At 62.7% G+C, this 26,341-nt stretch carries 22 protein-coding genes, 1 tRNA gene and 2 pseudogenes; 14 read left to right on the forward strand and 11 right to left on the reverse strand.

All coding sequences use genetic code 11. The features are described from left to right. Window positions 1-122 precede the first annotated feature (122 nt). Together V6M89_RS20735 and V6M89_RS20740 are read left to right on the forward strand one after the other, a co-directional pair. Complete coding sequence (locus tag V6M89_RS20735) at window positions 123-2,477, forward strand: S9 family peptidase (RefSeq protein ID WP_332854992.1); 2,355 nt, start codon at window positions 123-125, stop codon at window positions 2,475-2,477. A gap of 8 nt (window positions 2,478-2,485) precedes the next feature. Next, a complete protein-coding gene (locus V6M89_RS20740) occupies window positions 2,486-3,796 on the forward strand; it encodes an alpha-amylase family glycosyl hydrolase (RefSeq protein ID WP_332854947.1) in 1,311 nt (436 codons plus the stop codon). Window positions 3,797-3,799: 3 nt separating this feature from the next. Here V6M89_RS20740 and V6M89_RS20745 read toward each other — a convergent pair whose 3' ends face one another. After that, window positions 3,800-5,200 carry a M20/M25/M40 family metallo-hydrolase gene (locus tag V6M89_RS20745; RefSeq protein WP_332854948.1) on the reverse strand — a complete coding sequence of 467 codons (1,401 nt, stop codon included), beginning with the start codon at window positions 5,198-5,200 and terminating at the stop codon, window positions 3,800-3,802. 121 nt (window positions 5,201-5,321) lie between these two features. On the opposite strand from V6M89_RS20745, the gene V6M89_RS20750 reads away from it, so the two are divergent. After that, a tRNA-Phe gene (locus tag V6M89_RS20750) sits at window positions 5,322-5,397 on the forward strand. A gap of 108 nt (window positions 5,398-5,505) precedes the next feature. Here V6M89_RS20750 and V6M89_RS20755 read toward each other — a convergent pair. From V6M89_RS20755 to V6M89_RS20765, 3 genes are all read right to left on the reverse strand, one after another. Further along, window positions 5,506-6,612 carry a thioredoxin family protein gene (locus tag V6M89_RS20755; RefSeq protein ID WP_332854949.1) on the reverse strand — a complete coding sequence of 369 codons (1,107 nt, stop codon included), beginning with the start codon at window positions 6,610-6,612 and terminating at the stop codon, window positions 5,506-5,508. Window positions 6,613-6,648: 36 nt separating this feature from the next. Next, the gene (locus tag V6M89_RS20760) at window positions 6,649-7,065 is read right to left on the reverse strand and encodes an organic hydroperoxide resistance protein (RefSeq protein WP_332854993.1); all 417 of its coding nucleotides are present in this window, start codon (window positions 7,063-7,065) and stop codon (window positions 6,649-6,651) included. A 73-nt stretch (window positions 7,066-7,138) separates the two neighbouring features. Then, window positions 7,139-8,188 carry an alpha/beta fold hydrolase gene (locus V6M89_RS20765; protein ID WP_332854950.1) on the reverse strand — a complete coding sequence of 350 codons (1,050 nt, stop codon included), beginning with the start codon at window positions 8,186-8,188 and terminating at the stop codon, window positions 7,139-7,141. A 178-nt stretch (window positions 8,189-8,366) separates the two neighbouring features. Here V6M89_RS20765 and V6M89_RS20770 point away from each other — a divergent pair, with 178 nt between their 5' ends. Further along, complete coding sequence (locus V6M89_RS20770; protein WP_332854951.1) at window positions 8,367-8,846, forward strand: MarR family winged helix-turn-helix transcriptional regulator; 480 nt, start codon at window positions 8,367-8,369, stop codon at window positions 8,844-8,846. 30 nt (window positions 8,847-8,876) lie between these two features. Here V6M89_RS20770 and V6M89_RS20775 read toward each other — a convergent pair whose 3' ends face one another. Next, window positions 8,877-9,845, reverse strand: coding sequence for a quinone oxidoreductase family protein (locus tag V6M89_RS20775; protein WP_332854952.1), 969 nt, complete (start codon window positions 9,843-9,845; stop codon window positions 8,877-8,879). 166 nt (window positions 9,846-10,011) lie between these two features. Here V6M89_RS20775 and V6M89_RS20780 point away from each other — a divergent pair, with 166 nt between their 5' ends. The 4 genes and pseudogenes from V6M89_RS20780 to V6M89_RS20795 form a co-directional block, all read left to right on the forward strand. Further along, window positions 10,012-10,920: an AraC family transcriptional regulator gene (locus tag V6M89_RS20780; RefSeq protein WP_332854953.1), complete on the forward strand. Its 909-nt coding sequence runs from the start codon at window positions 10,012-10,014 to the stop codon at window positions 10,918-10,920. Window positions 10,921-11,292: 372 nt separating this feature from the next. Continuing rightward, a complete protein-coding gene (locus tag V6M89_RS20785) occupies window positions 11,293-12,972 on the forward strand; it encodes a GH39 family glycosyl hydrolase (RefSeq protein WP_332854954.1) in 1,680 nt (559 codons plus the stop codon). A gap of 150 nt (window positions 12,973-13,122) precedes the next feature. Then, window positions 13,123-14,505 (forward strand): annotated as a pseudogene (locus tag V6M89_RS20790) (FAD-binding oxidoreductase); the annotation flags it as partial. A gap of 96 nt (window positions 14,506-14,601) precedes the next feature. Continuing rightward, window positions 14,602-14,994, forward strand: a pseudogene (locus tag V6M89_RS20795) (nuclear transport factor 2 family protein); the annotation flags it as partial. 66 nt (window positions 14,995-15,060) lie between these two features. Here V6M89_RS20795 and V6M89_RS20800 read toward each other — a convergent pair. Both V6M89_RS20800 and V6M89_RS20805 read right to left on the reverse strand, forming a co-directional pair. Further along, window positions 15,061-16,101 (reverse strand): sensor histidine kinase, encoded by a 1,041-nt coding sequence (locus tag V6M89_RS20800; protein ID WP_332854955.1) that lies wholly within the window; start codon window positions 16,099-16,101, stop codon window positions 15,061-15,063. Between the two features lie 211 nt (window positions 16,102-16,312). Continuing rightward, on the reverse strand, window positions 16,313-17,278 hold the full coding sequence (locus tag V6M89_RS20805; RefSeq protein WP_332854956.1) for a GlxA family transcriptional regulator: 966 nt from the start codon (window positions 17,276-17,278) through the stop codon (window positions 16,313-16,315). Between the two features lie 92 nt (window positions 17,279-17,370). Between V6M89_RS20805 and V6M89_RS20810 the strand changes: the two genes are divergently transcribed. Next, window positions 17,371-18,069, forward strand: a complete 699-nt coding sequence (locus V6M89_RS20810) for a glutathione S-transferase family protein (RefSeq protein ID WP_332854957.1) — start codon at window positions 17,371-17,373, stop codon at window positions 18,067-18,069. Window positions 18,070-18,077: 8 nt separating this feature from the next. On the opposite strand, the gene V6M89_RS20815 is transcribed toward V6M89_RS20810, so the two are convergent. Beyond that, window positions 18,078-19,046, reverse strand: a complete 969-nt coding sequence (locus V6M89_RS20815) for an MYG1 family protein (protein ID WP_332854958.1) — start codon at window positions 19,044-19,046, stop codon at window positions 18,078-18,080. 272 nt (window positions 19,047-19,318) lie between these two features. Between V6M89_RS20815 and V6M89_RS20820 the strand changes: the two genes are divergently transcribed. Next, the gene (locus V6M89_RS20820) at window positions 19,319-19,654 is read left to right on the forward strand and encodes a collagen-like triple helix repeat-containing protein (RefSeq protein WP_332854959.1); all 336 of its coding nucleotides are present in this window, start codon (window positions 19,319-19,321) and stop codon (window positions 19,652-19,654) included. Here the strand turns inward: V6M89_RS20820 and V6M89_RS20825 are convergent. Continuing rightward, on the reverse strand, window positions 19,651-19,800 hold the full coding sequence (locus tag V6M89_RS20825; RefSeq protein ID WP_332854960.1) for a hypothetical protein: 150 nt from the start codon (window positions 19,798-19,800) through the stop codon (window positions 19,651-19,653). The genes V6M89_RS20820 and V6M89_RS20825 overlap by 4 nt on opposite strands. 51 nt (window positions 19,801-19,851) lie before the next feature. Between V6M89_RS20825 and V6M89_RS20830 the strand changes: the two genes are divergently transcribed. Together V6M89_RS20830 and V6M89_RS20835 are read left to right on the forward strand one after the other, a co-directional pair. Further along, entirely contained in the window at window positions 19,852-20,610 is a 759-nt protein-coding gene (locus V6M89_RS20830) for a helix-turn-helix domain-containing protein (RefSeq protein WP_332854995.1), read from the forward strand. Window positions 20,611-20,650: 40 nt separating this feature from the next. Further along, window positions 20,651-21,385, forward strand: coding sequence for a hypothetical protein (locus tag V6M89_RS20835; protein WP_332854961.1), 735 nt, complete (start codon window positions 20,651-20,653; stop codon window positions 21,383-21,385). A 9-nt stretch (window positions 21,386-21,394) separates the two neighbouring features. On the opposite strand, the gene V6M89_RS20840 is transcribed toward V6M89_RS20835, so the two are convergent. Further along, window positions 21,395-22,990: a sensor domain-containing diguanylate cyclase gene (locus tag V6M89_RS20840; RefSeq protein ID WP_332854962.1), complete on the reverse strand. Its 1,596-nt coding sequence runs from the start codon at window positions 22,988-22,990 to the stop codon at window positions 21,395-21,397. A gap of 220 nt (window positions 22,991-23,210) precedes the next feature. Between V6M89_RS20840 and V6M89_RS20845 the strand changes: the two genes are divergently transcribed. Both V6M89_RS20845 and V6M89_RS20850 read left to right on the forward strand, forming a co-directional pair. Next, window positions 23,211-24,815 carry an alpha-amylase family glycosyl hydrolase gene (locus V6M89_RS20845; RefSeq protein WP_332854963.1) on the forward strand — a complete coding sequence of 535 codons (1,605 nt, stop codon included), beginning with the start codon at window positions 23,211-23,213 and terminating at the stop codon, window positions 24,813-24,815. A gap of 83 nt (window positions 24,816-24,898) precedes the next feature. After that, window positions 24,899-25,522 (forward strand): LysE family translocator, encoded by a 624-nt coding sequence (locus V6M89_RS20850; protein WP_332854964.1) that lies wholly within the window; start codon window positions 24,899-24,901, stop codon window positions 25,520-25,522. Here the strand turns inward: V6M89_RS20850 and V6M89_RS20855 are convergent. Then, window positions 25,479-26,303, reverse strand: a complete 825-nt coding sequence (locus tag V6M89_RS20855) for an AraC family transcriptional regulator (RefSeq protein WP_332854965.1) — start codon at window positions 26,301-26,303, stop codon at window positions 25,479-25,481. The genes V6M89_RS20850 and V6M89_RS20855 overlap by 44 nt on opposite strands. Window positions 26,304-26,341: the final 38 nt, after the last annotated feature.

Raw genomic sequence — 26,341 nt, forward strand, 5'->3', positions numbered from 1 at the left:
GCATTACAGCACACTGGAGCCTGGGCTAGAATCGTGGACGCGCCGTGATCCGGCGCTCCCGTTCACCCAACCTCAAAGCGACCTTACCGATGCGTTTTGTCTTGCCCCTTTTAGCCGCCGCCATGGCCGGCCCGTTCACCGCCAGCGCCGGCGCAGCCGCCATCACTAGCGCAACCCCGATCACGCTGGACCAGGCGATGGCCAATCCCGACTGGATCGGCAATCCGGTGGAAGCCGCATGGTGGGGCTGGGACAGCCGCCAGGTCTACTACAAGCAAAAGCGCGCCGGCTCGCCGCTGCGCGACACCTTCCAGATCGCCAACGCCACCTTGGGCGCCGCGAAACCGGTCGACGACAAGCAGCTGGCCAACCTTGACGTCGCCGCTCCCGTCTACAACCGCGACCACACCCGCGCCCTGCTGCCGCGCAACGGCGACCTGTTCGAGCGCGACCTGAAGACCGGCGCGCTGACCCAGATCCTGCGCGGCACCACGCCGGCCGTCGATCCGCAATATGCCGCCGACGGCGCCCACGTGCAGTTCCGCGTCGGCGCCGACTGGTTCAGCTGGAGCCGCGCCGAGCGCCTGGTGTCGCCGGTGGCGCTGCTGCGCACCGCCAAGGACCCGGACGCCGCGCCGGACGCCGACAGCCGCCGCGACCTGCAACTGCGCCTGATGTCCACGCTGGCGCGCCTGAAGGAAGAGAAGGACGCCACCCGCGACCGCCGCAACGAAGAGCGCAGCGCCGACGCCACCCGCGCGCCGCTGCCGGTCTACCTCGGCGAGAAGGTCGTCATCGACACCAGCGCGCTGTCGCCGGACGGCCGCTACCTGCTGGTGGTCACCAGCGCCAAGGACGGCGACAAGCGCCGCGTCGGCAAGCTGGCCAAGTACGTGACCGAATCGGGCTACGAAGAAAGCGACGACCAGCGCAAGCGCGTCAGCGACACCGGCCCGTTGCCGCAGCAACTGAAACTGGTTGAACTGTCGACCCGCAAAGTGACCGAGCTGTCGTTCGACGCCCTGCCCGGCATCGCCGTCGATCCGCTGGCCGAGCTGCGCGCCGCGCACAAGCTCGATCCGCTCAAAGGCAATCGCGGCCTGCGCTTCGAAAACCGCGAAGACTCGATCCGCTGGAGCGCCAACGGCGCGCAGGTGGCCGTGATGGTGCAGGCGATCGACAACAAGGACCGCTGGATCGCCACCGTCGACCTGGCCGGCGCCAAACTGAAACCGGTGCACCGCCTGAGCGACGCCGCCTGGGTCAACAACCGCGGCAACGATTTCGGCTGGCAGCCGGACAACAGCACGCTGTGGTACCAGTCCGAGGAAAGCGGCTACTCCCACCTGTACACGCAAACGGCGGACGGCAAGTCGCGCGCGCTGACCTCCGGCAAATGGGAAACCAGCGAGATCGAATGGAACGCCGACGGCAGCATCGCCTACTTCCTGTGCAATCCAAAACTGCCGGGCACCTACGAGGTGTGCTCCGCCGCCACCAAGGACGGCGCCTTGCGCGAGCTGACGTCGCTGGGCGGCGTGGAGAGCTTCGCGCTGTCGCCGGACGGCCGCAAGCTGCTGGTGCGCTACTCCAGCGCCTACATGCCGACCCAGATCGCCACCGTCGCCAGCAGCGGCGGCGCCGCCACCCAGCTGACCGACACCCGCAGCGCCGACTTCAAGGCGCGCGAGTGGATCACGCCGCAGATCGTCGCCGTGCCGTCCACCCATGGCGCCGATCCGGTGTGGGCCAAGCTGTATCGCCCGGCCACGCTGGAAGCGGGCAAAAAATATCCGGTGGTGATGTTCGTGCACGGCGCCGGCTACCTGCAAAACGTCAGCAAGCGTTACCCGGTCTACTTCCGCGAGCAGATGTTCCACAACCTGCTGGTGGAAAAAGGCTACATCGTGCTGGACATGGACTACCGCGCCTCGCTCGGCTACGGCAGCAAATGGCGCACCGCGATCTACCGCCAGATGGGCCACCCGGAACTGGAGGACTACATCGACGGCTTGAACTGGATGGTGGCCAACCAGCAGGGCGACGCCAAGAACGTCGGCATCTACGGCGGCAGCTACGGCGGCTTCATGACCTTCATGGCGCTGCTGCGCGCACCGGAGCAGTTCAAGTCCGGCGCGGCGCTGCGTCCCGTGACCGACTGGACCACCTACAACCACGAGTACACCGCCAACATCCTCAACACGCCGGAGCTGGACCCGGACGCGTACAAGATCTCGTCGCCGATCGAATACGCCGACAAGCTGAAAGGCAATCTGCTGATCGCCCACGGCATGATCGACGATAACGTGTTCTTCCAGGATTCGGTGCGCATGGCGCAGCGCTTCATCGAACTGAAAAAAGATAACTGGGAACTGGCGCCGTATCCGCTGGAGCGTCACGGCTTCGTGCATCCGGAAAGCTGGTACGACGAATACCGCCGCATCTATCAGCTGTTTGAACGCACGCTGAAACCATAAGGAGCTCCATGAAAAAGCTTGCCGCCCTGCTGCCACTGGTAGCACTGATGTCTGGACCGCTCGCGGTCCATGCCGAAACCGCCGTCGTGAAACACCCGGCCTGGTCCCGCACTTCCAACATCTACGAAGTCAATCTTCGCCAGTACAGCAAGGAAGGCACGCTGAACGCCTTCGCCGCCACACTGCCGCGCCTGAAGCAGATGGGCGTGGACATCGTCTGGCTGATGCCGGTGCATCCGATCGGCCGCAAGAACCACAAGGGCACGCTGGGCAGCTACTACGCGGTACAGGACTACACCGCCGTCAATCCGGACTACGGCAGCATGGACGACCTGCGCAAGCTGGTGAAGCAGGCGCACGCGCTGGGCATGCACGTGATCCTGGACTGGGTGGGCAACCACACGGCCTGGGACCATCCATGGGCCACCCAGCATCCGGACTGGTACAAGAAGAACGACAAGGGCGAAATCTACTCCGTCACCTTCAAGAACGAAGCGGGCGAAATGGAGGAATGGACCGACGTGATCGGCCTCGATTACGGCAACAAGGACCTGTGGAAGGGCATGACGGACGCGATGGCGTTCTGGGTGCGCGAGGCCGGCATCGACGGCTTCCGCTGCGACGCCGCCGGCCTGGTGCCGACCGAATTCTGGAACCAGGCGCGCGCGCAGCTGGACAAGATCAAGCCGGTGTTCATGCTGGCCGAATGGAACGAGCCGGCGCTGCACGAAAAGGCGTTCGACGCCAGCTACGACTGGCCGCTGAGCGAGATCATGAAAAAGATCGCCAAGGGCCAGGCCGGCGCGGCGGAACTGAAAGCCTATCTGGCCAATCCGCCGAAAGCCTATCCGCGCGACGCCTACCGCCTGCAGTTCACCAACAACCATGACCTCAATTCCTGGCAGGGCACGGACAAGGACTTGTACGGCCCGGCCTACGGCGCGATGGCGGTGCTGAGCTACACCCTGCCCGGCATTCCGCTGATCTACAACGGCCAGGAAGCGCGGCTGGAGAAGAAGCTGGAGTTCTTCGAAAAAGACCCGATCGATTGGAAGAGCTACGAGCTGGAAGGCTTCTACGCCGGCCTGAATCAGCTGAAGAAGGAAAACCAGGCGCTGTGGAACGGCACCAGCGGCGGTGCGGTGCAGCTGCTCGACGTCGGCAACGAGCAGCTGTTTGCGTTCAAGCGCGCGCAGGGCAAGAACACTGTTCGGGTGATCGTCAACCCCACCGCCACGCTGCAGAAGTACAAGCTGGCCGGCGACGAAGGCCAGGCCGTGCTCAAGCCTTGGCGCTGGCGCATCGTCGTGCCGGAATAAGCACTACTCGGTGGCCAGCCGCTTACCCAGGCGGTACAGGTACTCCTGGCCATCGTACAGCGACTTCACGCGGATATGTTCGTTCAAGCCGTGCGCGCCGCTGCCTTCCGGGCCGCCGAACATGCCGCTGATACCGTAGGTCCAGATGCCGCCGCTGTTGAGGAAGCGGCCGTCGGTGCCGCCGGTCGACATGGTCGGGATCACCGGCACGCCCGGCCACATATCGTTGCTGATCTCTTCCACTGCCTTCATCAAGGCCGGCGTCAGCGGCGGCATCGGCGCGCTCAGGCCTTCGCCGATGCGGGTGATCTTGATCTGGTCGTCGGCCACCACGCGTTGCAGCGTCGCCTGCACGTCATCGACCTTCTCGTCCGGCAGGATGCGGCAGTTGACGGTCGCGCGGGCGCGCTGCGGCAGCGCGTTGTCGGCATGGCCGGCATCGACCTTGGTCGCCACGCAGGTGGTGCGCACGGTGGCGTTGTGCACCGGGCTGACCGCGTACAGTCGCTCCAGCGCGGCAGCATCGGGCGGATCGCTGAGGATGGCCTTCATGTCGGCGGCGACCTGGCCCTGCTCCACGGTGGCCATGCGTTCGTAGTAGGTGCGCGTGACGGCCGACAACTTGAACGGGAAGGCGAACTGCCCCAGCCGCGACAGGCCGTCGGCCAGGTGGTAGATGGCGTTGTCGCGCGACGGCACCGAGCTGTGGCCGCCGGGATTGGTCACCTCCAGCTGGAAGGTCTGGTAGATTTTTTCGCCGGCCTGGATGCCGTGGCGTACCGGCTTGCCCTGCTTGTCCAGCAGGCCGCCGCCGCCTTCGTTCAACGCGATTTCGGCATCGATCAGCGCGCGGTGGTGGTTGAACAGGTATTCGGCGCCGTCGAATTTGCTGGGCACGATTTCCTCGTCACAGGTCAGCGCCATCACGACGTCGCGCTTGGGCGCCAGCTTTTCCTTTTTGTAGCGGATCATGTTGGCGACGAAGGATGCGGCCATGGCCTTGTCGTCGGACGCGCCACGCGCGTAGAACATGCCGTCTTCCTCGATCAACTTGAACGGGTCGCGCACCCAGTCGGCGCGGTTGGCTTCGACCACGTCGATGTGGGCCAGCAGCAGCAGCGGCTTCTTGCTGCCGTCGCCCTTGATGCGCGCCACCAGGTTGCCCTTGGCCGGGCCGCCCGGCGGCACGATCAGGTGCAGGTCGGCGTCCTTGTAGCCGGCCGCTTTCAGGCGCTTGGCCATCTTGTTGGCCGCCAACGTGCAGGAGCCGGTCGAATTGGTGGTATTGGTTTCCACCAGTTCCTGGTAAATCTCGCGCATCTGCTTTTGCACCGGCGTCAGATCGGCGCCATGCACCGCGCCCGCCACCGTCAATCCCGCCACCAACCAAGTCGCCCGCTTCATAATGTCCCTATCGAGGTCATGCCAAAGCGACTAAATTTATACCCAGCAATTGTTACTGTCAATAAAAGTTATGGAGGGGCCTTGCCAAACCCCGGGGAGGGTCGCTATAATTGCGGCCCTTGGCCTGGTAGCTCAGTTGGTAGAGCAGAGGATTGAAAATCCTTGTGTCGGTGGTTCGATTCCGCCCCGGGCCACCAAGGACATTCTTAGCGAAACGCCGATCCATGCAGATCGGCGTTTTTGTTTCTGGAACGGGAAGTCCCCGTGTCCGGTTGGCGACTCAATGCAGGGCTACAAGCGCGCCATCAACCAAAAGTGAAGGCAAACGCGCCGACGCCGGCATCGAGAAAACGAATTTCGAACGTGCATTCCTTCACCTTCGCGGACTGGCGCACGAGCTGGTAAAGGCGTGCCTCGGTGACGGTGCCGTTACCTTCCACATCGGTATCCGAACCGTGATCCGCGTCAGGTGCATGACCATCGATCCTGACTTGGTAACGTACCGGCATGCCGTCGGCGCGTGGAGCTAGAACCAGATGCAAATCGCGCGCGTTGAAGCGATACGTAATAGCGCCGCCTGCACGGTTCAATGTCGCACGTTCCGCACCGACGGTCCAGTTGCCTGCGAGACTCCACTCGTTCAAATCCGGCGTTTTGATCGCATAGTCGTAGGGGGTGTCGCTTTTCAAGCCGCCGCGCGCGGCAAAATTCGACGCTTGCTCGTAACCGACATAGGTTTCGCCGGAGCGCAGATGCGCCATATCGGGCGCCGCCTGTTCGGCGCTGGCCTGGGGTGTTGTCAGCGCGCCCGTGGCCTCGGGCTTGCCGGCTTCGGCCAATAGCGACTGGATGATCGTTTCCGCCTCTTCGTAGTTGCCTTCGCCGGCGAGGCGCGCCCTCACCCGGCCCTGCGCGTCGGCGAAGTAGAAGACCGGCCACGCGTTGTTATGAAAAGCGTTCCAGATACGCTGTTCGCTGTCGACGGCAATCGGGTAATCGATCTTGAAGCGCGCTATCGCTTTCCCGATATTCGCGCGGTCTTTCTCGAAGCCAAATTCAGGCGTGTGCACGCCGATCACGACCAAGCCCTGATCGCGGTATTTCTCTGCCCAAGCGCGCACATGCGGAAGCGTGCGGATACAGTTGATGCAGGAATAGGTCCAGAAATCGACCAGCACCACCTTGCCGCGTAACTGCGTGGCGTCCAGCGGCGGCGAATTCAGCCACGCGGATGCGCCGCCGAGAGAAGGAAGATTTCCAAGCACCGGTAAATCGCTACCGTAGGATTTCATTGCCGGGTTGGCCGTCGTGCCTTGCATCGCGGTGATGGCGGCTTCGGCATGTACCGCCGGCAGCGTGGCGGCAAATGCGAGTGATGTGGCGATGGAGATCAATAATTTCTTGGCATTCACGGTGGATTTCTTATTCGGGTTCGTTGTAGTGACGGCTTATGCCAGGGAGATAGCCACGTCGATGTTGCCTCGACTCATCTTCGAATAGGGGCAGATCTGATGGGCCGCTTCGATCAGGCCTTGCGCCGCATCGCGCGGCAAACCAGGCAGACTCACGTTGAGGCGCGCTTGCAGCAGGAAGCCGCCGTCCGCGGTACCGAGGTCGACTTCGGCATCGACAGCGACATCGGCTGGCAGCGCAAGATTCCTTTCCTTCGCGGCACGCCCCATCGCGCCGATGAAGCAAGCCGACCAGCCAGCGGCAAACAGCTGCTCCGGGTTGCTGCCTGCGCCGTGGCTGCCGGGAGGAGACAATGTGATGTCGAGACGGCCGTCGTCGCTGCGGGCGGCGCCGTCGCGGCCGCCGATGGTGCGTGTCTTGGCGGTGTAGAGAACTTTTTCGATTTTGCTCATGATGTCAGCTTTCAAGTGATTGAGTGCCATAGATGTCATACAGGGGTGCGATCAGGCGCCGCTCCACGCGCCATCACAGATGGTCGACTTCGATCACCGCATCGGCGAACGCGCGCGGCGCTTCCTGCGGCAGGTTGTGGCCGGTACCACCGGTGATGAGTTCATGCTTGTATTTCCCGGTGAAACGTTTGGCGTAGGCGGCAGGCTCGGGATGCGGCGCACCGTTGGCGTCGCCTTCCATCGTGATGGTCGGCACGGCGATGGACGGCAGCTTTGCCAGGCGTGCTTCCAGCGCCTCGTATTTTGCTTCGCCGTTCACCAGGCCGAGGCGCCAGCGATAGTTGTGGACTGTAATGGCAACGTGGTCGGGATTCTCCAGATTCGCGGCGCTGCGATCGAAAGTAGCATCGTCGAACTGCCATTGCGGCGACGCGGTTTTCCAGATCAGCTTGGCAAAATCGTGGTGGTTTTTTTCGTAGCCGGCGCGGCCGCGCTCAGTGGCGAAGTAGAACTGATACCACCATTGCTGTTCAGCGGCCGGCGGCAAGGCTTGCTTGCCGGCCTCCTGGCTGCCGATCAGATAGCCGCTGACGGAAACCAGTCCTTTGACACGCTGCGGCCACAGCGCGGCAACGATATCGGCGGTACGGGCACCCCAGTCGTAGCCGGCGAGGATGGCCTTGTCTATCTTCAACGCATCCATCAGCGCGACCACGTCGGAGGCAAGCGCCGCCGGCTCGCCGTTGCGCACGGCATTGGGGTCGAGGAAACGCGTCGTGCCGTAACCGCGCAGGTGCGGCACGATCACGCGATAGCCGGCCTTGGTCAGCGTGGGCACCACGTCGATGAAGCTGTTGATGTCATACGGCCAGCCGTGCAGCAGGATGACCACCTGGCCGTTGACCGGGCCTTCGTCCACGTAGCCGACGTTGAGGTCGCCGGCATCGATCTGCTTGATGGACTTGAAGCTGGCCAGAGCCTGGCTTCCCGGGGCAGCCACGTTCGGCAGCGCGCTTGCCGATTGCGCCAGCGCTGGTGCGGGGAGTGCAAGCTGTGCACCGGCAAGGACGAACGCGGCGGCGGCAAAGACGAGACGGCGATGGGTGTTGATGGTTTTGCTCATTTGCTGACTCCAGTGATGGTGAGGTGGTTTTCAAGTTCCTGCCGCAATCGATACAACACGATGCGTAGCGCTATTTACTTATCGTGATAATCATTATGAAGCTAAATATAATCGAGCCTGCGGAGATTTTCAAGTACGATAATCATTATTTCGATAAATACTTTCAAAGGAGTGCCAAATGAGCAATAAATCAGACGCCAAGCAGAACGTGGCCAGGCTCGGCGACTTCATGTGCTTTGCGGTCTACTCGACCAACCTCGCTTATTCGCGCGTCTACAAACCCGTGCTGGAAAAGCTCGGGCTCACCTATCCGCAATACGTCACCATCATTTGCCTGTGGGAAGAGGACAACCAGACCGTCAAGGCGCTGAGCGAAAAGTTGTTTCTGGAGCCGAGCACGATGACACCCATGCTGAAACGCCTGGAAGCGATGGCTTATGTACGCCGAGAGCGCGACAGCGAGGACGAGCGCAGCGTGCGCGTGTCGCTCACCGACGCGGGGCGGGAACTGAGGGAGAAAGCCTTCGCCTTCCGCGCGGTGACGGCCAAGGCATCCGGCTTGGAACCCGAGGAGTTCCGCGTGCTGCAAAAAGCCATCGTCAAGCTGCGCACCAGTCTGATACATGCCTCCAGCCAGAGCGCCGTCAAGGCTGAATGACGAGGCTACGGTATGACCCCGGCTCTGTCTTCACGGCAGCAGCAGCAACTTGCCGGTGCTGGTTCGGCTAGCCATGTCGGCATGGGCCTGGGCCGCATCCGCCAGCGCATACACGCCGCCAACATGCACTTTCAGCTTGCCTGCGCTGATCCAGTCGAACAATTGCGCCGAACGCGCGCGCAACAGCGCCGGGGAATGGATGTGATCGAAGAACACCGCATAGCCCAGCTTGATGCTCCTGGGCAGGCTCATGATGTCGAGCGGCCCCGGTCCGCCCAGCACCGGGCCGTACCAGCAAAACGTTCCCGAGCGGCGCAGCACGTCCAGCGATCCCTGAAAGGTGGACGGGCCGGAACCATCAAACACCACATGGACGCCGTCGCCGCCCGACAGCCGGCGCGCTTGCCCGGCGAACTGTCCTTCGCGATCGACGATCACATGGTCCGCGCCGGCGGCCTTGGCCACCGCGACCTTGTCAGCCGACGACACGCGGCCGATCACCTGTCCGCCGCGCAGCTTGATGATCTGCGTCAGCAGCAGTCCCAGGCCGCCGGCCGCGGCGTGCACGAAAGCGATGTCGCCCGCTTGAATGGGATAGAAGTCGGTGGCGAAATGGCTGGCGGTCAAGCCCTGCATCATCACTGACGCGGCGGTCTGGTCGTCGATGTGATCCGGGATGGGCACCAGCGACGTGGCCGGGATCGCCATTTTTTCCGCGTAGCTGCCGGGCGCATAGACCCAAGCCACGCGCTGGCCGATCTCGACACCCGTGACCCCTTCGCCCAGCGCGATCACGCGGCCCGCGCCTTCCACGCCGAGTATCTTCGGATTGGGCATCTCGTTCCAGGCCATGCCCTCGCGCACGCCGATATCCATGAAATTGACGCCGGCGACAGCGATCCGCACCAGCACTTCACCGGCGCCGGGAACGGGGTCCGGCCGCTCCACCTGGGCCAGCACGCCGATATCGCCGGTTTGATTCATCACAATTGCTTTCATCGCATTCCTTTTTATTGAGGGGTGATTTCAAGAGGTATCGTGCGGCCGGAGTACTTGGTTCATCCCGTTGCAAACGATTCATGTCATCTATAATATGGATGCCAATTAAGACTAACAATCGCCATTAGTCCATATACATTGCCCATACGTCCAAATCATCAAAACAATGGATCCTTTAACCGATATCCTTGCCGGCCTGCGCATCCGCAGCGCCAATTTCACCCGGATGGACGCCAGCGCGCCGTGGGGTGTGACATCGCCTGGCGCGCCCGGCCTCAATTTCGTGCTGCTGGTGCGCGGCTCGGCGATCCTGACCACGCCCGGCGGCCCTCAGCCCATCGCCTTGCGCAGCGGCGATGTGTTTTTCAAGTTGGACGACACGCCTTACCGCCTGTACGACCATGAGGACTCCACGCTGATCGATTGCGCGGATGTGGAGAAGCTACGGGTCGGAAACCATATCCAGATTGGCGGCGGCGGCGCGCTCAGCACGTTTGTCAGCGGCTGGTTCGAACTGGACGCGCTGCAAGCCCGGCCATTGCTGCGGGTGCTGCCGTCGCTGCTGCACCTGAAGCTGGACCAGCACCGCAGCCTGGCCTTCCAATCGGTGCTGGAAATGCTGGCGCTGGAAACCGAGTCGCCCGGGATGGGGTCGGAGGCGGTGCTCAGTCGTTTGTTCGAACTGCTGTTCGTGCATTCGATCCGCGCCTATTCGCTGCAGCCGGGTGGTCCGACGCACGGCTGGCTGGGCGCCATCGCCGACCGCCACCTGGCGCGGGCGCTGCAAGCGATGCACGGCAACCCAGCGGAGGACTGGACGGTGGAATCGCTGGCGCGCATGGCAGGCATGTCGCGCTCCGGTTTTGCGGCCCGCTTCAAGACCATCGTCGGCCAAGCGCCGCTGGAATATTTGACCCAATGGCGCATGTACTGCGCGACTCGACTATTGCAGCGTGGGGATGTCGCCCTATCGGAAGTGTCGCGCCAGGTCGGCTACGAATCGGTGGCTGCCTTCAATCGCGTATTCCGCCGCGAAACGGCAATGACACCAGGCGCGTTCCGCAAGAGGCGATGAGCCATCGCCGGCTCGCCTAAAAGCGGTATTAACAGCGTTAGCGGCAAGGGCCTGACAACGGCGATTTCCGCGCCAAGGTCGCACAGGAAGAAGTGATTAAGGCTTCCGGCATTCCTTACACTCTGGGCGAAGCGCGCCTCGGCCATATCGGGCTTGACGCATGGTTGCACCGCTCCAAATCCGCAAGCTAGCTACCGGAGGCCCTAATTTCCTTCTGGCGCTTGTGGTAGAGCCTTGTTTTGAAAATCCTTGCCACCTGACATGTGCGGTTATCGATACTCACTTCGATATCTGGCAGGGAAGAAATTTGATTGGACCGGCATGCCGCATCGGCCTACTGTCGTGGAGCCCCCGGCTTCCCGAGAATAAATAATGAAGAGACTCCTTACCTCCCTGTGCCTGGCGGCCAGTGCGCAACTATGCCTTGCCGCCACCCCCGTCCCTGCGCCGGTCAAACTGTCCATCGACGCCACCCAGGTCCAGGGGCCGATGACGCCGATCTGGGCCTGGTTCGGCTACGACGAACCCAATTACACCACCGCCCCCAACGGCCAGAAGCTGCTGACCGATATCGCAGCCCTCAGCCCGGTCCCGGTGTACGTGCGCGCCCACAATCTGATGACCTCCGGCGACGGCAGCTATGCGCTCAAGTGGGGATCGACCGGCATGTACAGCGAAGACCAGGACGGCAAGCCGGTCTACAACTGGACCATCGTCGACCAGATCTTCGACACCTATGTGGAACGCAAGATGAAGCCGCTGGCGCAGATCGGCTTCATGCCGCAGGCGCTGTCGCAGCGCCCGCAACCCTATCAGCATCACTGGAAGCCGGGCACGCCTTACCAGGACATCATGACCGGCTGGGCCACGCCCCCCAATGACTACGACAAATGGGCCGAGCTGATTTACCAGTGGGTCAAGCACAGCGTGGCGCGCTACGGCCAGCAGGAAGTAGAAAGCTGGTACTGGGAAGTATGGAATGAGCCGGACGGTTTCTATCTGATCGCGCCCGATACCAAGCTTGAGTACTTCAAGATGTACGACTACGCCGCCGATGCCGTCAAGCGCGCGCTGCCGACCGCGCGCATGGGCGGCCCGCACACCGCGGTGGCCGGACGCTTCATGGACGAGTTCCTGCAGCACAGCCTGCACGGGAAGAATTTCGCGACCGGCAAGACCGGCTCGCCATTGGACTTCGTCGCCTTCCACGCCAAGGGTGCGCCCAAGGTCGTCGATGGGCGGGTGCGGATGGGCATGAACACCCATTTCCAGCGCCTCGACGATGGCTTCGCGCTGATTCAGAAATATCCGGAACTCAAAGGCATTCCGGTGATCATCGGCGAATCCGATCCCGAAGGATGCGCCGCCTGCGGCATGCAGACCAATCCGGAAAACGCCTACCGCAACGGCACCCTGTATTCGAGCTACACGGCGGCCTCGATCGCGCGCGAGTTCGATCTGGCGGCGCGGCGCGGCGTGAATCTGATCGGCGCGGTGAACTGGTCGTTCGAGTTCGAGGACCAGCCCTGGTACGCCGGCTTCCGCGATCTGGCGACCAACGGCATCAACAAGCCGGTACTGAACGTGTTCCGCATGTTCGGCATGATGCGCGGCGAGCGCGTGGCGGTAAGCGGCGACCAGGCCTACGATGCCACGCGCATCATGACCGATGGCGTGCGCGGCGCGCAGACCGACATCAACGCCTTGGCGACCAGGGACAAGCACAGCATTGCCGTGATGGTCTGGAACTACCACGATGACGACGTCATCGACGCCGGTTCGCCGGTGGAACTGCGTATCGCGGGCATTCCCGCCAAGCAGGTGACACTGCGTCATTTCCGGGTGGACGACCACACCAGCAACTCCTACGGCGCATGGCAGCGTATGGGCGCGCCGGTCAATCCGACGGCTGCGCAAATCGTCGCATTGCAACAGGCCAGCGAACTTGCCCAACTGAGCGCCGCGACCACGTTGAAAACGCGCAATGGCAAGGCGACATTGAAAATGCAATTGCCACGCCAGGCCGTATCGCTGGTCATCCTAAGCTACTAAAAGAACCACACACTGCCTCCCTTCATTTCGAGCGCCTGTGCTTGCGTGAGCGCGTATCGGCTTCCTATCATGAAGTACGCGCCGCCCAATCGTGTCAGCACCGGCTTGCGCGTTCAAACATGATCGCAAGCCGCCACCGGGAGATGCGCTATGAATACTGCAACAGATGATCAACTCAATGGACTTCGAACCTCGCTAAGAGGGCAATTACTACAAGCCGGCGATGCCGGCTATGACGCCACGCGCGCGATCTGGAACGGGATGATAGACCGGCGCCCGGCCCTGATCGTGCGCTGCGCCGGCACGGCCGACGTCCGCACCGCGCTGGCCTATGCGCGCGACCATGGCCTCCGCCTTGCCGTGCGCGGCGGCGGCCACAACATCGCCGGCAGCGCGCTGTGCGACGATGGACTGGTGATCGATCTGTCGGCCATGAAGTCGGTCCAGATCGATCCGGAGCAGCGCCGCGCCTACGTCGAAGCCGGCGCCACGCTGCACGACTTCGATCACGAAGCGCAGGCGTACGGGCTGGCCACGCCCTTGGGCATCAACTCGACCACCGGCGTCGCCGGGCTGACGCTGGGCGGTGGCTTCGGTTGGCTCAGCCGGACACTGGGCCTGGCGGCGGACAACCTGCTGGCGGCCGACCTGATCACGGCCGACGGCCAGCGCCTGCACGTCAGCGCCACCGAACACCCCGACCTGTTCTGGGCGATACGTGGCGGCGGCGGCAACTTCGGCGTGGTCACCCGGTTTGAATTTCAACTGCATCCGGTCGGGCCCGACGTCACGGCCGGGCTGATCGTTTTCCCTGCGGCCCAGGCCAAAACCGTGCTGGCGCAGTACCGCGCCTTGGTCGACGAGATGCCGGACGAACTCACGCTCTGGGCCGTCTTGCGCAAGGCGCCGCCGCTGCCCTTCCTGCCGCCGGAAGCACATGGACAGGACGTGCTGGTGCTGCCCATCTTCTCGCGTTTGTCGCCCGATGCCGTGCAGCCTGCGATCGATCGCATCACTCATTTCGGCGAGCCGCTGGGCAAGCATGTCGGCGCCATGCCCTACGTCGCCTGGCAACAGGCCTTCGATCCGCTGCTGACGCCGGGGGCGCGCAACTACTGGAAATCGCATAATTTCACGCAGCTCAGCGATGAGGCCATCGACACCGTCATCCGCTACGCCGGCCAACTGCCGACGCCGCAATGCGAGATATTCCTTGGACTGCTGGGCGGACAGGCGGGCCGGCCGGCGCCGGGCGACACGGCCTACCCGCACCGCGACGCGCTGTATGTGATGAACGTGCACACGCGCTGGGAAGACCCGGCCGACGACGCCCGCTGCATAGACTGGGCGCGCGACTTTTTCAGCGCCTCCGCGCCGTACGCGACCGGCGGCGTCTATGTCAATTTCCTGACCCAGGACGAGAGCGAGCGCAGCGCCGACGCGTATGGCGAAAACTATCAGCGCCTGGCGCAGATCAAGCAGCAATATGATCCCGACAATCTGTTCCGCACCAACCAGAACATTCGCCCGGCTTCGTCCGCGACGGTGGTCGGCGAGTCGATACCATCAGGAGGCATCATGAACGCACAGGAAAACAAGCAAGTGGTGATAGAGGGCTATCAGGACTACAAAAACGGCGACATCCAGAATTTGCTGACCCGTTATCACGAAAACGCCGAATGGAGCACGCCGGAATCGGAGCTGATACCTTTCTCCGGCAACTTCCACGGCAAGTCGGGCATCGCGCAGTTCTTCGCCAAGCTCGACGCCTCGGTACAGACCGTCCGGTTTGAGCCGAAACAGTTCATCGCCGAGGGCGACCAGGTGGTCGTCATCGGCGATGCGAGTTGGATAGCCAAGCCAACCGGCCGCGCCTACGATAGTTCCTGGGTTCATGTGTTCACTTTGCGCGACGGCAAAGTGGCCCGGTTTGAAGCGCTTTACGACACGGCGGCAAGCGAGCGGGCGTTCCAGCCCGGGCCAACGGGTCAGCCATCGGTCGGCACTGGACTGCATCACTAAAGCGGCAAGCCAGCGCCGGCACTATCAGCATAGGCAAGCTTGATCAAGGCCTGCGGGAGGTCGCGGCTACACGCCCTCCCGGGGAAAATGGACTGTAAAGACAGTGCCCTCGTCGACGCTGGACGTCACCGAAATCGTGCCGTTGTGAGCCGCGGTTGTCTCATGCGCGATGAAAAGGCCGAGACCCAGGCTGGTTTTCGGCCTGGCGTCATCGCCACTATCCGGATCCAGCTGGACCAGAGGCTGGAAGATGGTTTTAAGCGACTCCTCCGGTATTACCGGCCCAAAATTGCATACCTTGAAGGCTATGGCGTCCTCGTCGCCGGCTGCCAGCAGCGTAATGTCCTGGCCTTTTGCGCTGTACTGGGCAGCATTGATCAACAGGTTGGTCAACAATTGCTGCAAGCGAATGGCGTCAAACGCGCCTGTCAAATTACCGCGGGGCTGAAAAACGATGGCGCTGCCGGGGTACATCGCATGTGCATCGGCCACCGCCGCTTTACACACCTCCTGCGCGTCGATCATCAACCGCGTAGTCGGCATGCCCGCCCCCATTTGCAAACAGGTAAATCCCAGCAGATCGGTGACCATCGAGCTCATCAACATCGCGCTGCGCTTGGCCTTCTGCCCCAGCGGAGCGACCTGGTCTGGGGGAAGCGCGGTTCGCGTGAGCAGCTCGGCGACCAATGTAACGGTGGCAAGCGGCGCCCGCAAATCATGCCCCAGCACGGCAAGGAACAAATCCCTCGTGCGGTCCGCCCGGGAAGAGAAGGTAACTATCGATTCCGCCAGCGCCTGATCGATCGCCTCGTTGAACCGGATCATTTCCTGTATCGTCGTTTCCGACATTTGATGGACGCGAGACAACCAAAGACGCAAGACGGTCGCCCTCAGCGCTCGAAACTCCGAACTGAGTTGCAAGAGCGAAAAATTACTCGCCTGTCGTAGCCGTCCGTGTATAGCCGCTGCGCTCTCCTCGCCGCTGAAGTCCGCCTCGTCTCCTTGCGACTTGTCGTATTGCTGTTGTGTGCTCTGATGCGTCTCGATATCGCTGGCGATTGCACAAAGGATGGCCTCGGCATGATCGGTCAATGCCAGGTCGGACATCCCTCCACCAGTAGGCGCGGCCTTCCTCGCGAAGGCCGTCCACTCGGCAAGAATCTCCGTCATATCGGAGCGTATAAAAGCCGGGAGGCTCATATTGACTTTCTTTCACAGCAAGAAATCGGACCATATCTGCGAAAACCATCTCGCAGAACACGGTAACACAGTAGTGCCCAAGCCGCCGCCTCGCTGATCGTCCAGCTGAGCAAACGGGTCAGCGCAAGGTGCTCGGTGTTACGCCAAACTCGCGCTTGATCAGTTTGCGCAAGGCGGTACTGTCCTGGTACCCGACCCGCGCCGCGACCACTTCGATCGACAGCGCCGTGGTTTCCAGCAAATGCGCCGCGTGCGACAAGCGCCGCCGTTGAATGAATTTGATCGGCGAGACGCCGGTTGCCGCCTCGATGCGCCGCGCCAGCGTCTTGGGCGACAGCGCCAGTTCGGACGACAGCGCAGTCACCGTCATCGGCTGCGCCAGATGGGCATCGATCCAGCGCTCCGCCGCGATCACCGCCGGGTCTTCATGCTCCAGATGGTCGCGCATCATGTAACGCGCCTGCGACGAGCGCTGATCGATCAGCAAATAGCGCGAACACCAATGCGCCACCGACTCGCCAAATACCTCGGACACGATGGCCAGCATCAAATCCAGCTGCGACAAGGCCGCGCCCGCAGTCAGGTACGGTCCGTCGCGCACCACGATGCGCGCGTCGTCGAGCAGCACCGCCGGATAGCGCGCGCGAAACGCCGGCGCCAGCCACCATGCCGTGGTCGCCTTGCGGCCGTCGAGCAAGCCGGCTTGCGCCAGCAGAAACACCGCGCTGCATGACGCCGCAATCTTTGCCTTGCCCGCTCCCGCCGCAGCCAGCCAGCGCATCGCCTGCCTGGTATCGCCGCGCGCAAAACCCTCGCTGAGATCCTGATCCGACCGGTGGCCCAGGCCTGGAACAATGATCCAGTCCGACACCTCCTGTTTGGCCGCCTTGAGCTGCAGGTCGGCCTTCATCCGCATGCCGGCGCCGCTGGTAATGGTCGCCTTGGCGGCGATGGTCCTGACCTGTACTTGCGGTACACCGCCGCGCGCCGCAAGTATGGACTGCGCCGCATGCAAGGTATCCAGCGTAATCGACAAGCTGCTGTCGAATACGCCATCCAACACCAGAACCGTGATGATTTTCATTTGTCTATTTTGACATAAAAAATGTCAAATATGATACTTCACCGGCAAGCCGCGAGACGCCAGACTGTGGCCTTCTATCCAAGGAGGCGATCTTGCAAATTAAACACCTGAAACTGTACCATTACCCGGCCAGCCGCAGCACCCGCACCAAATGGATGTTGCATGAGGTCGTTGGCGATGCCTTCGAAGTCGAGAAGATAGACCTATACAGCGCCGTGCAGTATTCCGCCGAGTTCATGCGCCTGAACCCCAACCACAACGTGCCCGTGCTTGAAATTACCTGGGACAACGGCGCAACGCAGCACATGCTCGAAAGCGCCGCCATGGTCGCCTTTCTTGCCGACGCCTTCCCCGAAGCCGGCCTGGCGCCTGCTCCGGATGTATCGCCAGAGCGCGCCGACTACCTGCAAATGCTGCACTTCGGATCAACCTGGATGGACATGATGCTGTGGCAAATTCGCGCCCACGAGCATGTGCTGCCTGAATCGGAGCGCGACCCGCGCACGGTGGCGCGCTACCGCAAGAAGTTTCGCGAGGAAATCGAACCCCAGCTGGCCGCGCGGCTGGAGCAGACGCCCTTCGTCTGCGGGCAGCAATTTACCGCAGCCGATTGCATCGTCGGGCACGCTGTTTTCTGGGCGAGCGGCTATGGCCTGTGTAGCGGCGAGATATTCCAGCGCTACATCGCACGCATCGCGAAGCGGCCGGCATTTGGCGCCGCCTTCGTGGACGTGCGCGATTTTGTGCTCGACGCTACCGAGCACCCCATCTCCGCACGCTTCACAGGGTGATTGAACCGTCAGGCGTTGGCAGCGTTCTCGCTACCTTCGCTGACGTCCGCCAGCGCCAGGGCCGCCATGGCGCGTATCCCCTCGTACGACTTGGCTGATGCGATAAACCTGCCGTTGTGGCAGAAACCCGCATCCGCCACGCCGGTGACCGCCGCCAGTTCGGCATCGCGCAGCCCCGCCCATGCTTCAGGCAAGTCGGCCCGCGCGTCGAAGCTTTCCGGGCTGACCGAGACGGTGTGCAACATGTGGCGTTGCTCGGCGAGGTTGTGGCTGATGACGAACAGCACCTTCGGCATTTCCTTGCGGACCACCTGGCCCCACGGCAGCGCGCCGTTTTTCAGGAACAGGACTTTGCCGCCTTCGAGCACCTCCCCTTGCCGCACTTGCTCCAGCGCGAGCAAGGTGCCCAGCCGGTATCTGACGGCGTTGAGCATGACGTCGGTCAGCACGGCCATCGCGCGGCGGAACTGGGACAGGCGGTACGCATCGGCCGCCTCGCCGTAGCCCAGTCTTTGCTCGTCGAGCCAGTTGGTGTTGTAGCCCGAGATCACGGCCGAGAGGCCATAACCGCCCGGCGCGCTCTTCGCCGCCCCGACGTCCGACAAATCGAGGTACTGCACCACGTCGGCATCGATGCCGTAGGCCATTTCCCGCGCCTTGTCGTCCGACAGCTGGTGCCCGCAATGCGCCAGGGCCAGCGCCGCGACGCAGCGCGCGCCATACTCGCGCCATACCAGGCCGGCGCTGGCATACGGCACGCCGCTCTGCCGTGCACCGCTGAAACCTTTTTGATGATGGTCGAAGCGGCCGGTGGCCGGGTCCCAGATGCCGCCGACGTCGACGGCAAAGTCGGCCGCTGCTATGGCCGCCGGCTCGCGCGTCCGGATAATGTCCGCGTCGGGGAATAAAACCTTCAGTACGGCGACCGCCCACGCGTCGTCCGCGTGAAATTTGCCGCTGTGTGTCGCTATGATCATGCCTGGTCCTATCGTTGAAACAACCGCCATGATATACCGTCGCGGCCGCAGCACTGATGACACGCCTATGTATTGAAACGCACGGACCACAACGGCACAGCGGCGCATGCTGCATTCAGAGCACCAAGGTCCGCCCGCCTGTTTCGTCCAAGACGCGATGGCGGCGGCCACTTGATCACAGTCTCGTCCGCCACACCGCCACGCGAAACTCGCGCCCGACGCCGTCGAGCCGTTCCGCATGCCGCGGCGCAGTCACTGCCAAAGGATTCATCATGAAACATACCCTGATCTTACTCGCCCTCGCCTCGACCTTCGCCTTGACCGCGTGCCAACGCCAGGCACCGCCACCGGTGGTACAAGTAGTCGCCGGCCCCGCCGGCGCGCCCGGCGCTACCGGTGCGACTGGCGCCACCGGCGCTGAAGCCCCCCCTGGCGCTACCGGCGCCACCGGCCAGACCGGCAACAGCGGCGCACCTGGCTTCGACGGCGCCAAGGGTGACGCCGGCGCCAAGGGCGAGGTCGGCGCTCCCGGCTACGACGGCGTCAAAGGCGACACCGGCGCCAAAGGCAAAACCGGCGACACCGTGATCGTTGTCCCGCAGCGCTAATCGCGCTGGCGGCGTCGTTCAATCGGCGCTGTCTCAAACAGGGCTGGCAAGTGCAAACTTGCCGCCCTTTTTTTACGCCCATCGAAAAACCACTGCCAAAAACGCAACATTCCTCGATATTCAAGCATATTCACCTTCTCATTCATGGGTGAATCCTCAAGAATGTGCCCACACAATTTGAAAAAGGCACCCCGGCGATGAATTTTGGCGAGCGACTCAAGCAAATCAGAACGGAAAGAAATCTCACGCAACCGCAGATGTCGGCCGCCATCGGCATCGAGCAGTCCTACTTGTCCAAGCTGGAAAACGATAAATCGCAGCCCTCCGCCGACATGTTCAGCGCCATCGTCACGGCGCTGGAACTCGACGCCAGGGAATTCCTGAGCGGGATCAACAAGAACGTGCTGCACACCTCGCTGCGCCATATCCCCGAGGTCAGCCAGTTCCTGAACGGCGCCGTCACCCAGCGCGTGCACGACGCCAGGAAATGGCTGTTCGGCGCAGCCGCCGCCGGCGCCTTGGGTTTTGCGCTGATGCTGGCCGCCAACGACGGCATTTTCTCGTCCAACCATCGCTACAAGTACGTCTCAAAAGGCGTGCTGCTCAAGAACGAATCGGACACCATTTTTGACCAGTTCGAAAAGATCCAGGACCTGAGGGTCATCGCAAACACCATCAGCCGCGAAGAACGCGCCAGATTGCTGGCGGAGTTCGAATCCGACCGGGTCAAGCTGGCGACGGTCGAAACCCGGGAAAGCCGCGGCAGCGTGTTCTTCGAGAGCGCCGGCAATGGCCAGCGCAAATTCGAGTTGGCCGACGTGCGCTACGAGCATTCGCCTCTCAACCGGGTTTTGCAATATCTGGGCGGGCTGCTGGCCTTCTGCGGCGCGCTGACCGTGGTGCTGGAATGGCGGATGCGCAAAGCCAGCGCGGCAATTAAAAACGATTTGAAATAACGTTGAAAATAAAAGTAGAAATAAAAAAAGGAGAAGCATAGTGTCGCAAATCAGAACATTCCTGGCGGGTGCAACCACGATGGCCAGCGCGCTGGCGGCGGTATTTTTCCTGGCCGGCGCCAGGGAACCGATCAGGCACGAGAAGTTCGACGAGATCACGGTCGGCCGTATCAACATCGTTGAACCGGACGGCACCAAGCGCATCGTCATTTCCAACAAGGCGCAGTTCCCCGGCGATTTCGTGCAGGGCAAGGAAGGCGCCCGGCCCGATCGCAACAGCTTTGCGGGCATGCTGTTCATCAACGAGGAAGGCACCGAGAACGGCGGCTTGATCCAGAAAGGCAGCATCGCCGCCGACGGCAAGATCTCTTCCGGCTTGTCGCTGACCTTCGACCGCTTCCGCCAAGACCAGGCCCTGCAATTGATGAACAACGACAGCACGACCCATCAGCAAACCGCCATCAAGATCAACGACGTTCCCCTTTATACGGTCACCTCGCTGGAGGACAACAACCGCTTTCACGAAGCCGCCAGCAAGTTGCCGCCATCTGAGCAGCGCGCCTATTGGCAGAAACTAAACGAGCAGGGTCGCCTGGGAAACAACCGCATCTGGCTGGGCAACACCGGCGACAAAGGCGCGTCCTTGCAGTTGAAGGACGCTCAAGGCCGGGTTCGCATGAGACTGATGGTCAGCGCCGACGGCAAGGCCGAAATCCAGATGCTGGACGACGCAGGCAAAGTCAGCAAGACGATCTCGCCGACCTCCAAGGAATAGCGCCCCGGCCTACCCGGCCACACCCAGGCCGGAAGCCGCCCGCACTTCCCGGTCGATGATGTTCGAATGGACGCGGTTGCGCCCCAGGGACTTGGCCCGGTACAGGGCCTGGTCGGCAGCCTTGACCAGGTCGACCGGCTCGGTCTCGAAGCGCACCGGCGCGAAAGCTTCGACCCCGGCGCTGACCGTCACGTGCCCGGTGGCGTTGCCGGGATGCTTGATGTTCAGCTCTTCGATCGCCGCCCGGATATGTTCGGCGACCGCCAGCGCCCCCGCCACATCCGTCCCCGGCAGTAGCACCGCCAGTTCCTCGCCGCCGTAGCGCGCGGCGATGTCGCCCGGCCGGTGCTTGTTGTCGGCAACCACCTTGCTGATCGCCTTCAGGCACTCGTCGCCGGCGGCGTGGCCGAAGATGTCGTTGTATTGCTTGAAGCAATCGACATCGATCATGATCAGCGCCAGCGAGCTGGCGCCGCGCATTGCCCGGCTGAATTCGTTATTCAAGCTCGCGTCAAAGTGCCGGCGATTGGACAGGCCGGTCATGCCATCCTGCATGGCCAGCCGCTCCAGCGTTTGATTCAAGGTCACCAGCGAATTGCGCGCACGCACCAGCTCAGCTTCCGCCTGTATCCGCAGATTAATCTGCCGCACCAGCCGTATTCCCAGCAAGCCTATCCCCAACACCAGGATGACGACGCCGCCGCTGGAGAGATACGCATCGGCCCGCCATTGGGCCAGCACCTCGTCCTTGGACAGCGCGGCGGAAACCACCAGCGGATATTGTTCCAAGCGGCGGTAGCTATTGATCCGTGTCACGCCGTCTTGCGCCGACGTAAAAATGACGGTATCGACCGGCGCCTTGGGCAAGTAATCGTGGAACAGGGGAAGCTTGGAAATATCCCGGCCCAGCGATTTTTCGTTGAACGGCCGGCGCACGAGCATGATGCCCTCATCCAGCGCCAGCTGAATTGCGCCGTCCTCGCCGATTTTGAAGCGCTGAAAAAACTTTTGGAAGTAATCCATATTGATGGTCGCCAGCACCACCCCGCCAAAGGCGCCGTCCGGCAGATTGAAGCGGCGCGACACCGTGATAATCCAATCGCCGGTTGATTTGCTGCGCAAGGGCGGGCCGATGTGCACGCCCCGATCCGCATGTTCACGGTGGTAGATGAAATACTCGCGATCCGAGTTATTTTTCCCCTTCAGCAGCACCTGTTGGGAATTGACCAGCCAGCGGCCATCGTCGCCGTAGACAAATATGCCGTGCAGCTGCGGCAACTCCGCGACGCGTTGCACCAGCAGCTTATGGAAGCGGTCGAGCTCAAGCTCCAGCTTGCCGTCGTTTTCGAGTCGTTCCACCAGCCCGACCAGGACCGTATCGGCTTCCTTGATCGTGTCATAAGCATGCTGCCCCACGGCCTCCGCAAGGTTGGCGGCGGCGATTTTCGATTCGCTCAGTTGCACGCTGCGGGCGTGCGCAGTCAGCCATACCTGTACGCCGATCAGCGAGCTGCACACCAGGACCACAAAGAAGATGGCCAGGTACATGACAGGTAATCGTGGAGGGAGGCGGGCGAACGGCAACCCAAAGCGGCGTTCCGACATGTTGCTGAACATCATTGGTGTCACCTCGAAGAATGATCTACCGGGCAAGACGTTAAGTATGTGCGTTTTCTGCGCAGTAAAAACTCTCAAATAATCACACCACTTGCGCCATATCAGGTCGGAGCCATCAGGTACCTAAACTACATTTAAAAATCATTGAAATTCATGAATCATAAGGAAAATTATTTACATAAATACATTTTTGTAGTTGAATAACAAAATGCATATCCAATTCGAGACTTCCGCCGAACAACTCCCCCAGCGCTGCACACAAGGCATACGCTTTCGTTACCAGGGCGCGCCAGGGCTGCGCAGCGTCGCGCTGGCAGGCACTTTCAATTGCTGGGTGGGCGACGCCTGCCAGTTCGAGCAAGTAGCGCCCGGCCTTTGGGAAGGCACGCTGCCGATCGCCGCCGGCCGCCACCTGTACAAATTCGTCGTCGACGACACGCACTGGATACCGGATCCGGCCAATCCCTGGATCTCCGAGGACGGCCAGAACAATTCCTGCCTGACGGTCGACGAGCATGGGGACGTGCTGATGCGCCAGCGCGGGCTGGACGCCGACGCGGCCGGCGCGATGTACCGCCGCCATCAGGCGCTGGCCAGTCCCGCGTGGTTGCACGAGGCGGTGATCTACCAGCTGTCGGTGCCCGCATTCGGCGGCGATTTCGACGGCGTGCGCGCCCGCCTCGACTATCTGGAGCAACTGGGCGTCAGCGTGATCTGGATGATGCCCATCCACCCGATCGGCCATCGCGGACGGCGCGGCACGCTGGGCGATCCCTACGCCGTGCTAGATTTCGACGCGATCGATCCGGCACTGGGCGACGAGGCCGCCCTGCACGCGCTGGTCGACGCCATCCACGCGCGCGGCATGCGCATGGTGTTCGACTGGACGCTGAACCGCAGCAGCGCCGACCATCCCTGGACCGCCGCCCATCCCGACTGGTACACCCGCGACGCCGACGGCCAGGTCTACTACGCGGTGCCGCAGCGCGAGTACTTCGCCGGCTTCGATTTCAACAACCGCGAACTGCGCGGCAACCTGCTCGCTTCGATGCAGCGCTGGGTCGGTCGCTACGGCTTCGACGGCTTGCGCTTCGACGATTCCGACATCACGCCCGTCGATTTCCTGGCCGAGATCCGCATCGCGCTGGCGGCGCTGAGGCCCGACATCGCGCTGATCTCGCAGTCCTACGACGAATTCCATCACCTGCACAGTTGCGACCTGACCTATGAAGGCGGCACGCGCGAAATGCTGCGCCGCGTGGCCTGCGGAGAGGCCGACGCGCACGCCTTTGCCCAGTACTGGAAGGAATCGACCTACAGCTTCCCGCGCGGCGCGCTGCGCATGCGCTGGCTGGAAGACAAGGAACAGCCGCGCGCCAGCAAGATGCTCGGCGCCGGCGCCCATCGCGCGGCGGCGGCGCTGCTGCTGACCATGGATGGCGTGCCGCACATCCTGATGGGCCAGGAGTTCGACGAACCCAGCTGGCGCGACTGGACGGTGCTGTTCGACCGCTACCGGCTCGACTGGAGCGCCTTCAACCCCGACATGCACAGCCACTACCGCGCCTTGCTGGCCTTGCGGCGCGCGCATCCGGCCTTGCGCCAGGGCACCACCGCGTTCATCGGGGAGCTACCGCCAGGCGTGATCGGCATGCGGCGCGGCGATGGCGACGGCGCCGTCACCGCGCTGGCCAATCTGTCGGACCAGCCGGTGACGCTGGCGACTTCGGCCGGCCCGATCCTGTACGCCGATGGCTGGGACCAGGCGCACGGCAAGCTGGCCGCACATGGCTGCCTGATCCGCGCCTGCTGAAGGGTTGTTTTCTACAATACGACGATGCACGCGCCGCGTATCGTCGCTCCGGCATGATTCATTCTTACCGGAGACCCACAATTATGAGCATCCTGATTTCCATGGCAGCCTTCGCCCTGGCTTCGTCAATCACCCCCGGCCCGGTCAACATCGTCGCCCTCAGCAGCGGCGCGCAGCATGGCTTTCGCGCCAGCATGCGCCACGTCACCGGCGCCACCGTCGGCTTCACCGCATTGCTGCTGCTGACCGGCCTGGGCCTGCATGAATTGCTGATCCAGCTGCCGGCCTTGACGCGGGCGATACAACTGGCCGGCGTGGCCTTCCTGCTGTTCATGGCGTGGAAGCTGGCGCGCGACGACGGCGCACTGTCGCCAGCCGGCGACGCCAAAGGCCCCTCGCTGGCGGCCGGCGCGGCCATGCAATGGCTCAATCCCAAAGCGTGGGTGGCGTCGGTGGCGGGCATGGGCGCGTTTGCCGCCGACGGCGACGCGGTGCTGGTGTGGCAGTTCGCGGCGCTGTATTTCGTGATCTGCTACCTGTCGATCGCCTGCTGGGCCTATGCCGGCACCTTCCTGCGCCGGCGCCTGAGCGATCCCGCCGTCATGCGCTGGTTTAACCGCGCCATGGCGCTGCTGCTGGCGGCCAGCGCCGCCTACCTGCTGCTCAGCGCAGGTACTGTCCCGGTGTCGCCGCCAGCAATTGCTTGAAGATGCGCTGGAAATGCGCCTGGTCGACAAAGCCCGTCTCCAGTGCGACCTCGGCAATCGCCCTGCCCTCCTTGAGCAAGCCGCGCGCCAATTGTATGCGGCGGTTCAGCAGGTAGGCGTGCGGCGTCATGCCGTAGCGCTTCCTGAAGGCGCGGATCAGGTATGAGGGTGAGAGTCCGGACGCGCCGCAAATATCCTCCAGCTTCAGCGCCGCCGCGCAATTGTCGTTGATGTAGTCGGCCGCGCGTTCGAGCTTGCGGTTGGCCTCGTGCTCGACCATGGCGGCCGGATCGAGGCTGGACTGGACCTGCTCGAAGAAGGTCACGGCCGCGCACTGCCGCAGCAGATGGTCGGAGCCGCCGGCCGTCAACACCTCATAAAACTGGTTGAATCCCGCATACAGCGCAGGCGCCGTGCTCATGGTCGCCGCGAAAGGGCGGAAGTCGCAATTGGCGCTGAAGCCCCACTCCTGCTGCAAACCGGCCAGCCAGCCGCGGTCGACATACAGCATGCGATACGACCAGGTCTCGTCGCCCGCCGGGTTGCAGGCATGGACGTCGCCCGGATTCATCAGCACGACGGCGCCCGGCCCCACCTGCTGGCGCGACGCCTGGTTGAGGTAGTTGGTGTGTCCGTCGCGGATCACGCCGATCGAAAAAGTCTCGTGCGAGTGCCGGGCGTAGCCAAGCTTGCGCCCGTCGCCGACCGCCCGCGCCTCGATGTAGGGCAGGTTGGCGTCCCGCCAGAAACGGGGACCAGGCTTGGAGTTCGGACGCGGCATTCAGCCAGCATACCCCATTCCAAAAATTAATTCATTTC

Origin of the sequence: Duganella sp. S19_KUP01_CR8, from assembly GCF_036688705.1 — a bacterium.
GTDB lineage: Bacteria > Pseudomonadota > Gammaproteobacteria > Burkholderiales > Burkholderiaceae_D > Rugamonas.

Excerpts from the sequence above, each read along its gene's own strand:
- V6M89_RS20735 (WP_332854992.1), top strand. The coding sequence starts at position 123 with ATGGCCGGCCCGTTCACCGCCAGCGCCGGCGCAGCCGCCATCACTAGC.
- V6M89_RS20740 (WP_332854947.1), top strand. The coding sequence starts at position 2,486 with ATGAAAAAGCTTGCCGCCCTGCTGCCACTGGTAGCACTGATGTCTGGA.
- V6M89_RS20745 (WP_332854948.1), bottom strand. The coding sequence starts at position 5,200 with ATGAAGCGGGCGACTTGGTTGGTGGCGGGATTGACGGTGGCGGGCGCG.
- V6M89_RS20760 (WP_332854993.1), bottom strand. The coding sequence starts at position 7,065 with ATGAGCAAAATCGAAAAAGTTCTCTACACCGCCAAGACACGCACCATC.
- V6M89_RS20765 (WP_332854950.1), bottom strand. The coding sequence starts at position 8,188 with ATGAGCAAAACCATCAACACCCATCGCCGTCTCGTCTTTGCCGCCGCC.
- V6M89_RS20770 (WP_332854951.1), top strand. The coding sequence starts at position 8,367 with ATGAGCAATAAATCAGACGCCAAGCAGAACGTGGCCAGGCTCGGCGAC.
- V6M89_RS20775 (WP_332854952.1), bottom strand. The coding sequence starts at position 9,845 with ATGAAAGCAATTGTGATGAATCAAACCGGCGATATCGGCGTGCTGGCC.
- V6M89_RS20780 (WP_332854953.1), top strand. The coding sequence starts at position 10,012 with ATGGATCCTTTAACCGATATCCTTGCCGGCCTGCGCATCCGCAGCGCC.
- V6M89_RS20785 (WP_332854954.1), top strand. The coding sequence starts at position 11,293 with ATGAAGAGACTCCTTACCTCCCTGTGCCTGGCGGCCAGTGCGCAACTA.
- V6M89_RS20800 (WP_332854955.1), bottom strand. The coding sequence starts at position 16,101 with ATGTCCGACCTGGCATTGACCGATCATGCCGAGGCCATCCTTTGTGCA.
- V6M89_RS20805 (WP_332854956.1), bottom strand. The coding sequence starts at position 17,278 with ATGAAAATCATCACGGTTCTGGTGTTGGATGGCGTATTCGACAGCAGC.
- V6M89_RS20815 (WP_332854958.1), bottom strand. The coding sequence starts at position 19,046 with ATGATCATAGCGACACACAGCGGCAAATTTCACGCGGACGACGCGTGG.
- V6M89_RS20820 (WP_332854959.1), top strand. The coding sequence starts at position 19,319 with ATGAAACATACCCTGATCTTACTCGCCCTCGCCTCGACCTTCGCCTTG.
- V6M89_RS20825 (WP_332854960.1), bottom strand. The coding sequence starts at position 19,800 with ATGAATGAGAAGGTGAATATGCTTGAATATCGAGGAATGTTGCGTTTT.
- V6M89_RS20830 (WP_332854995.1), top strand. The coding sequence starts at position 19,852 with ATGAATTTTGGCGAGCGACTCAAGCAAATCAGAACGGAAAGAAATCTC.
- V6M89_RS20840 (WP_332854962.1), bottom strand. The coding sequence starts at position 22,990 with ATGTCGGAACGCCGCTTTGGGTTGCCGTTCGCCCGCCTCCCTCCACGA.
- V6M89_RS20845 (WP_332854963.1), top strand. The coding sequence starts at position 23,211 with ATGCATATCCAATTCGAGACTTCCGCCGAACAACTCCCCCAGCGCTGC.
- V6M89_RS20850 (WP_332854964.1), top strand. The coding sequence starts at position 24,899 with ATGAGCATCCTGATTTCCATGGCAGCCTTCGCCCTGGCTTCGTCAATC.
- V6M89_RS20855 (WP_332854965.1), bottom strand. The coding sequence starts at position 26,303 with ATGCCGCGTCCGAACTCCAAGCCTGGTCCCCGTTTCTGGCGGGACGCC.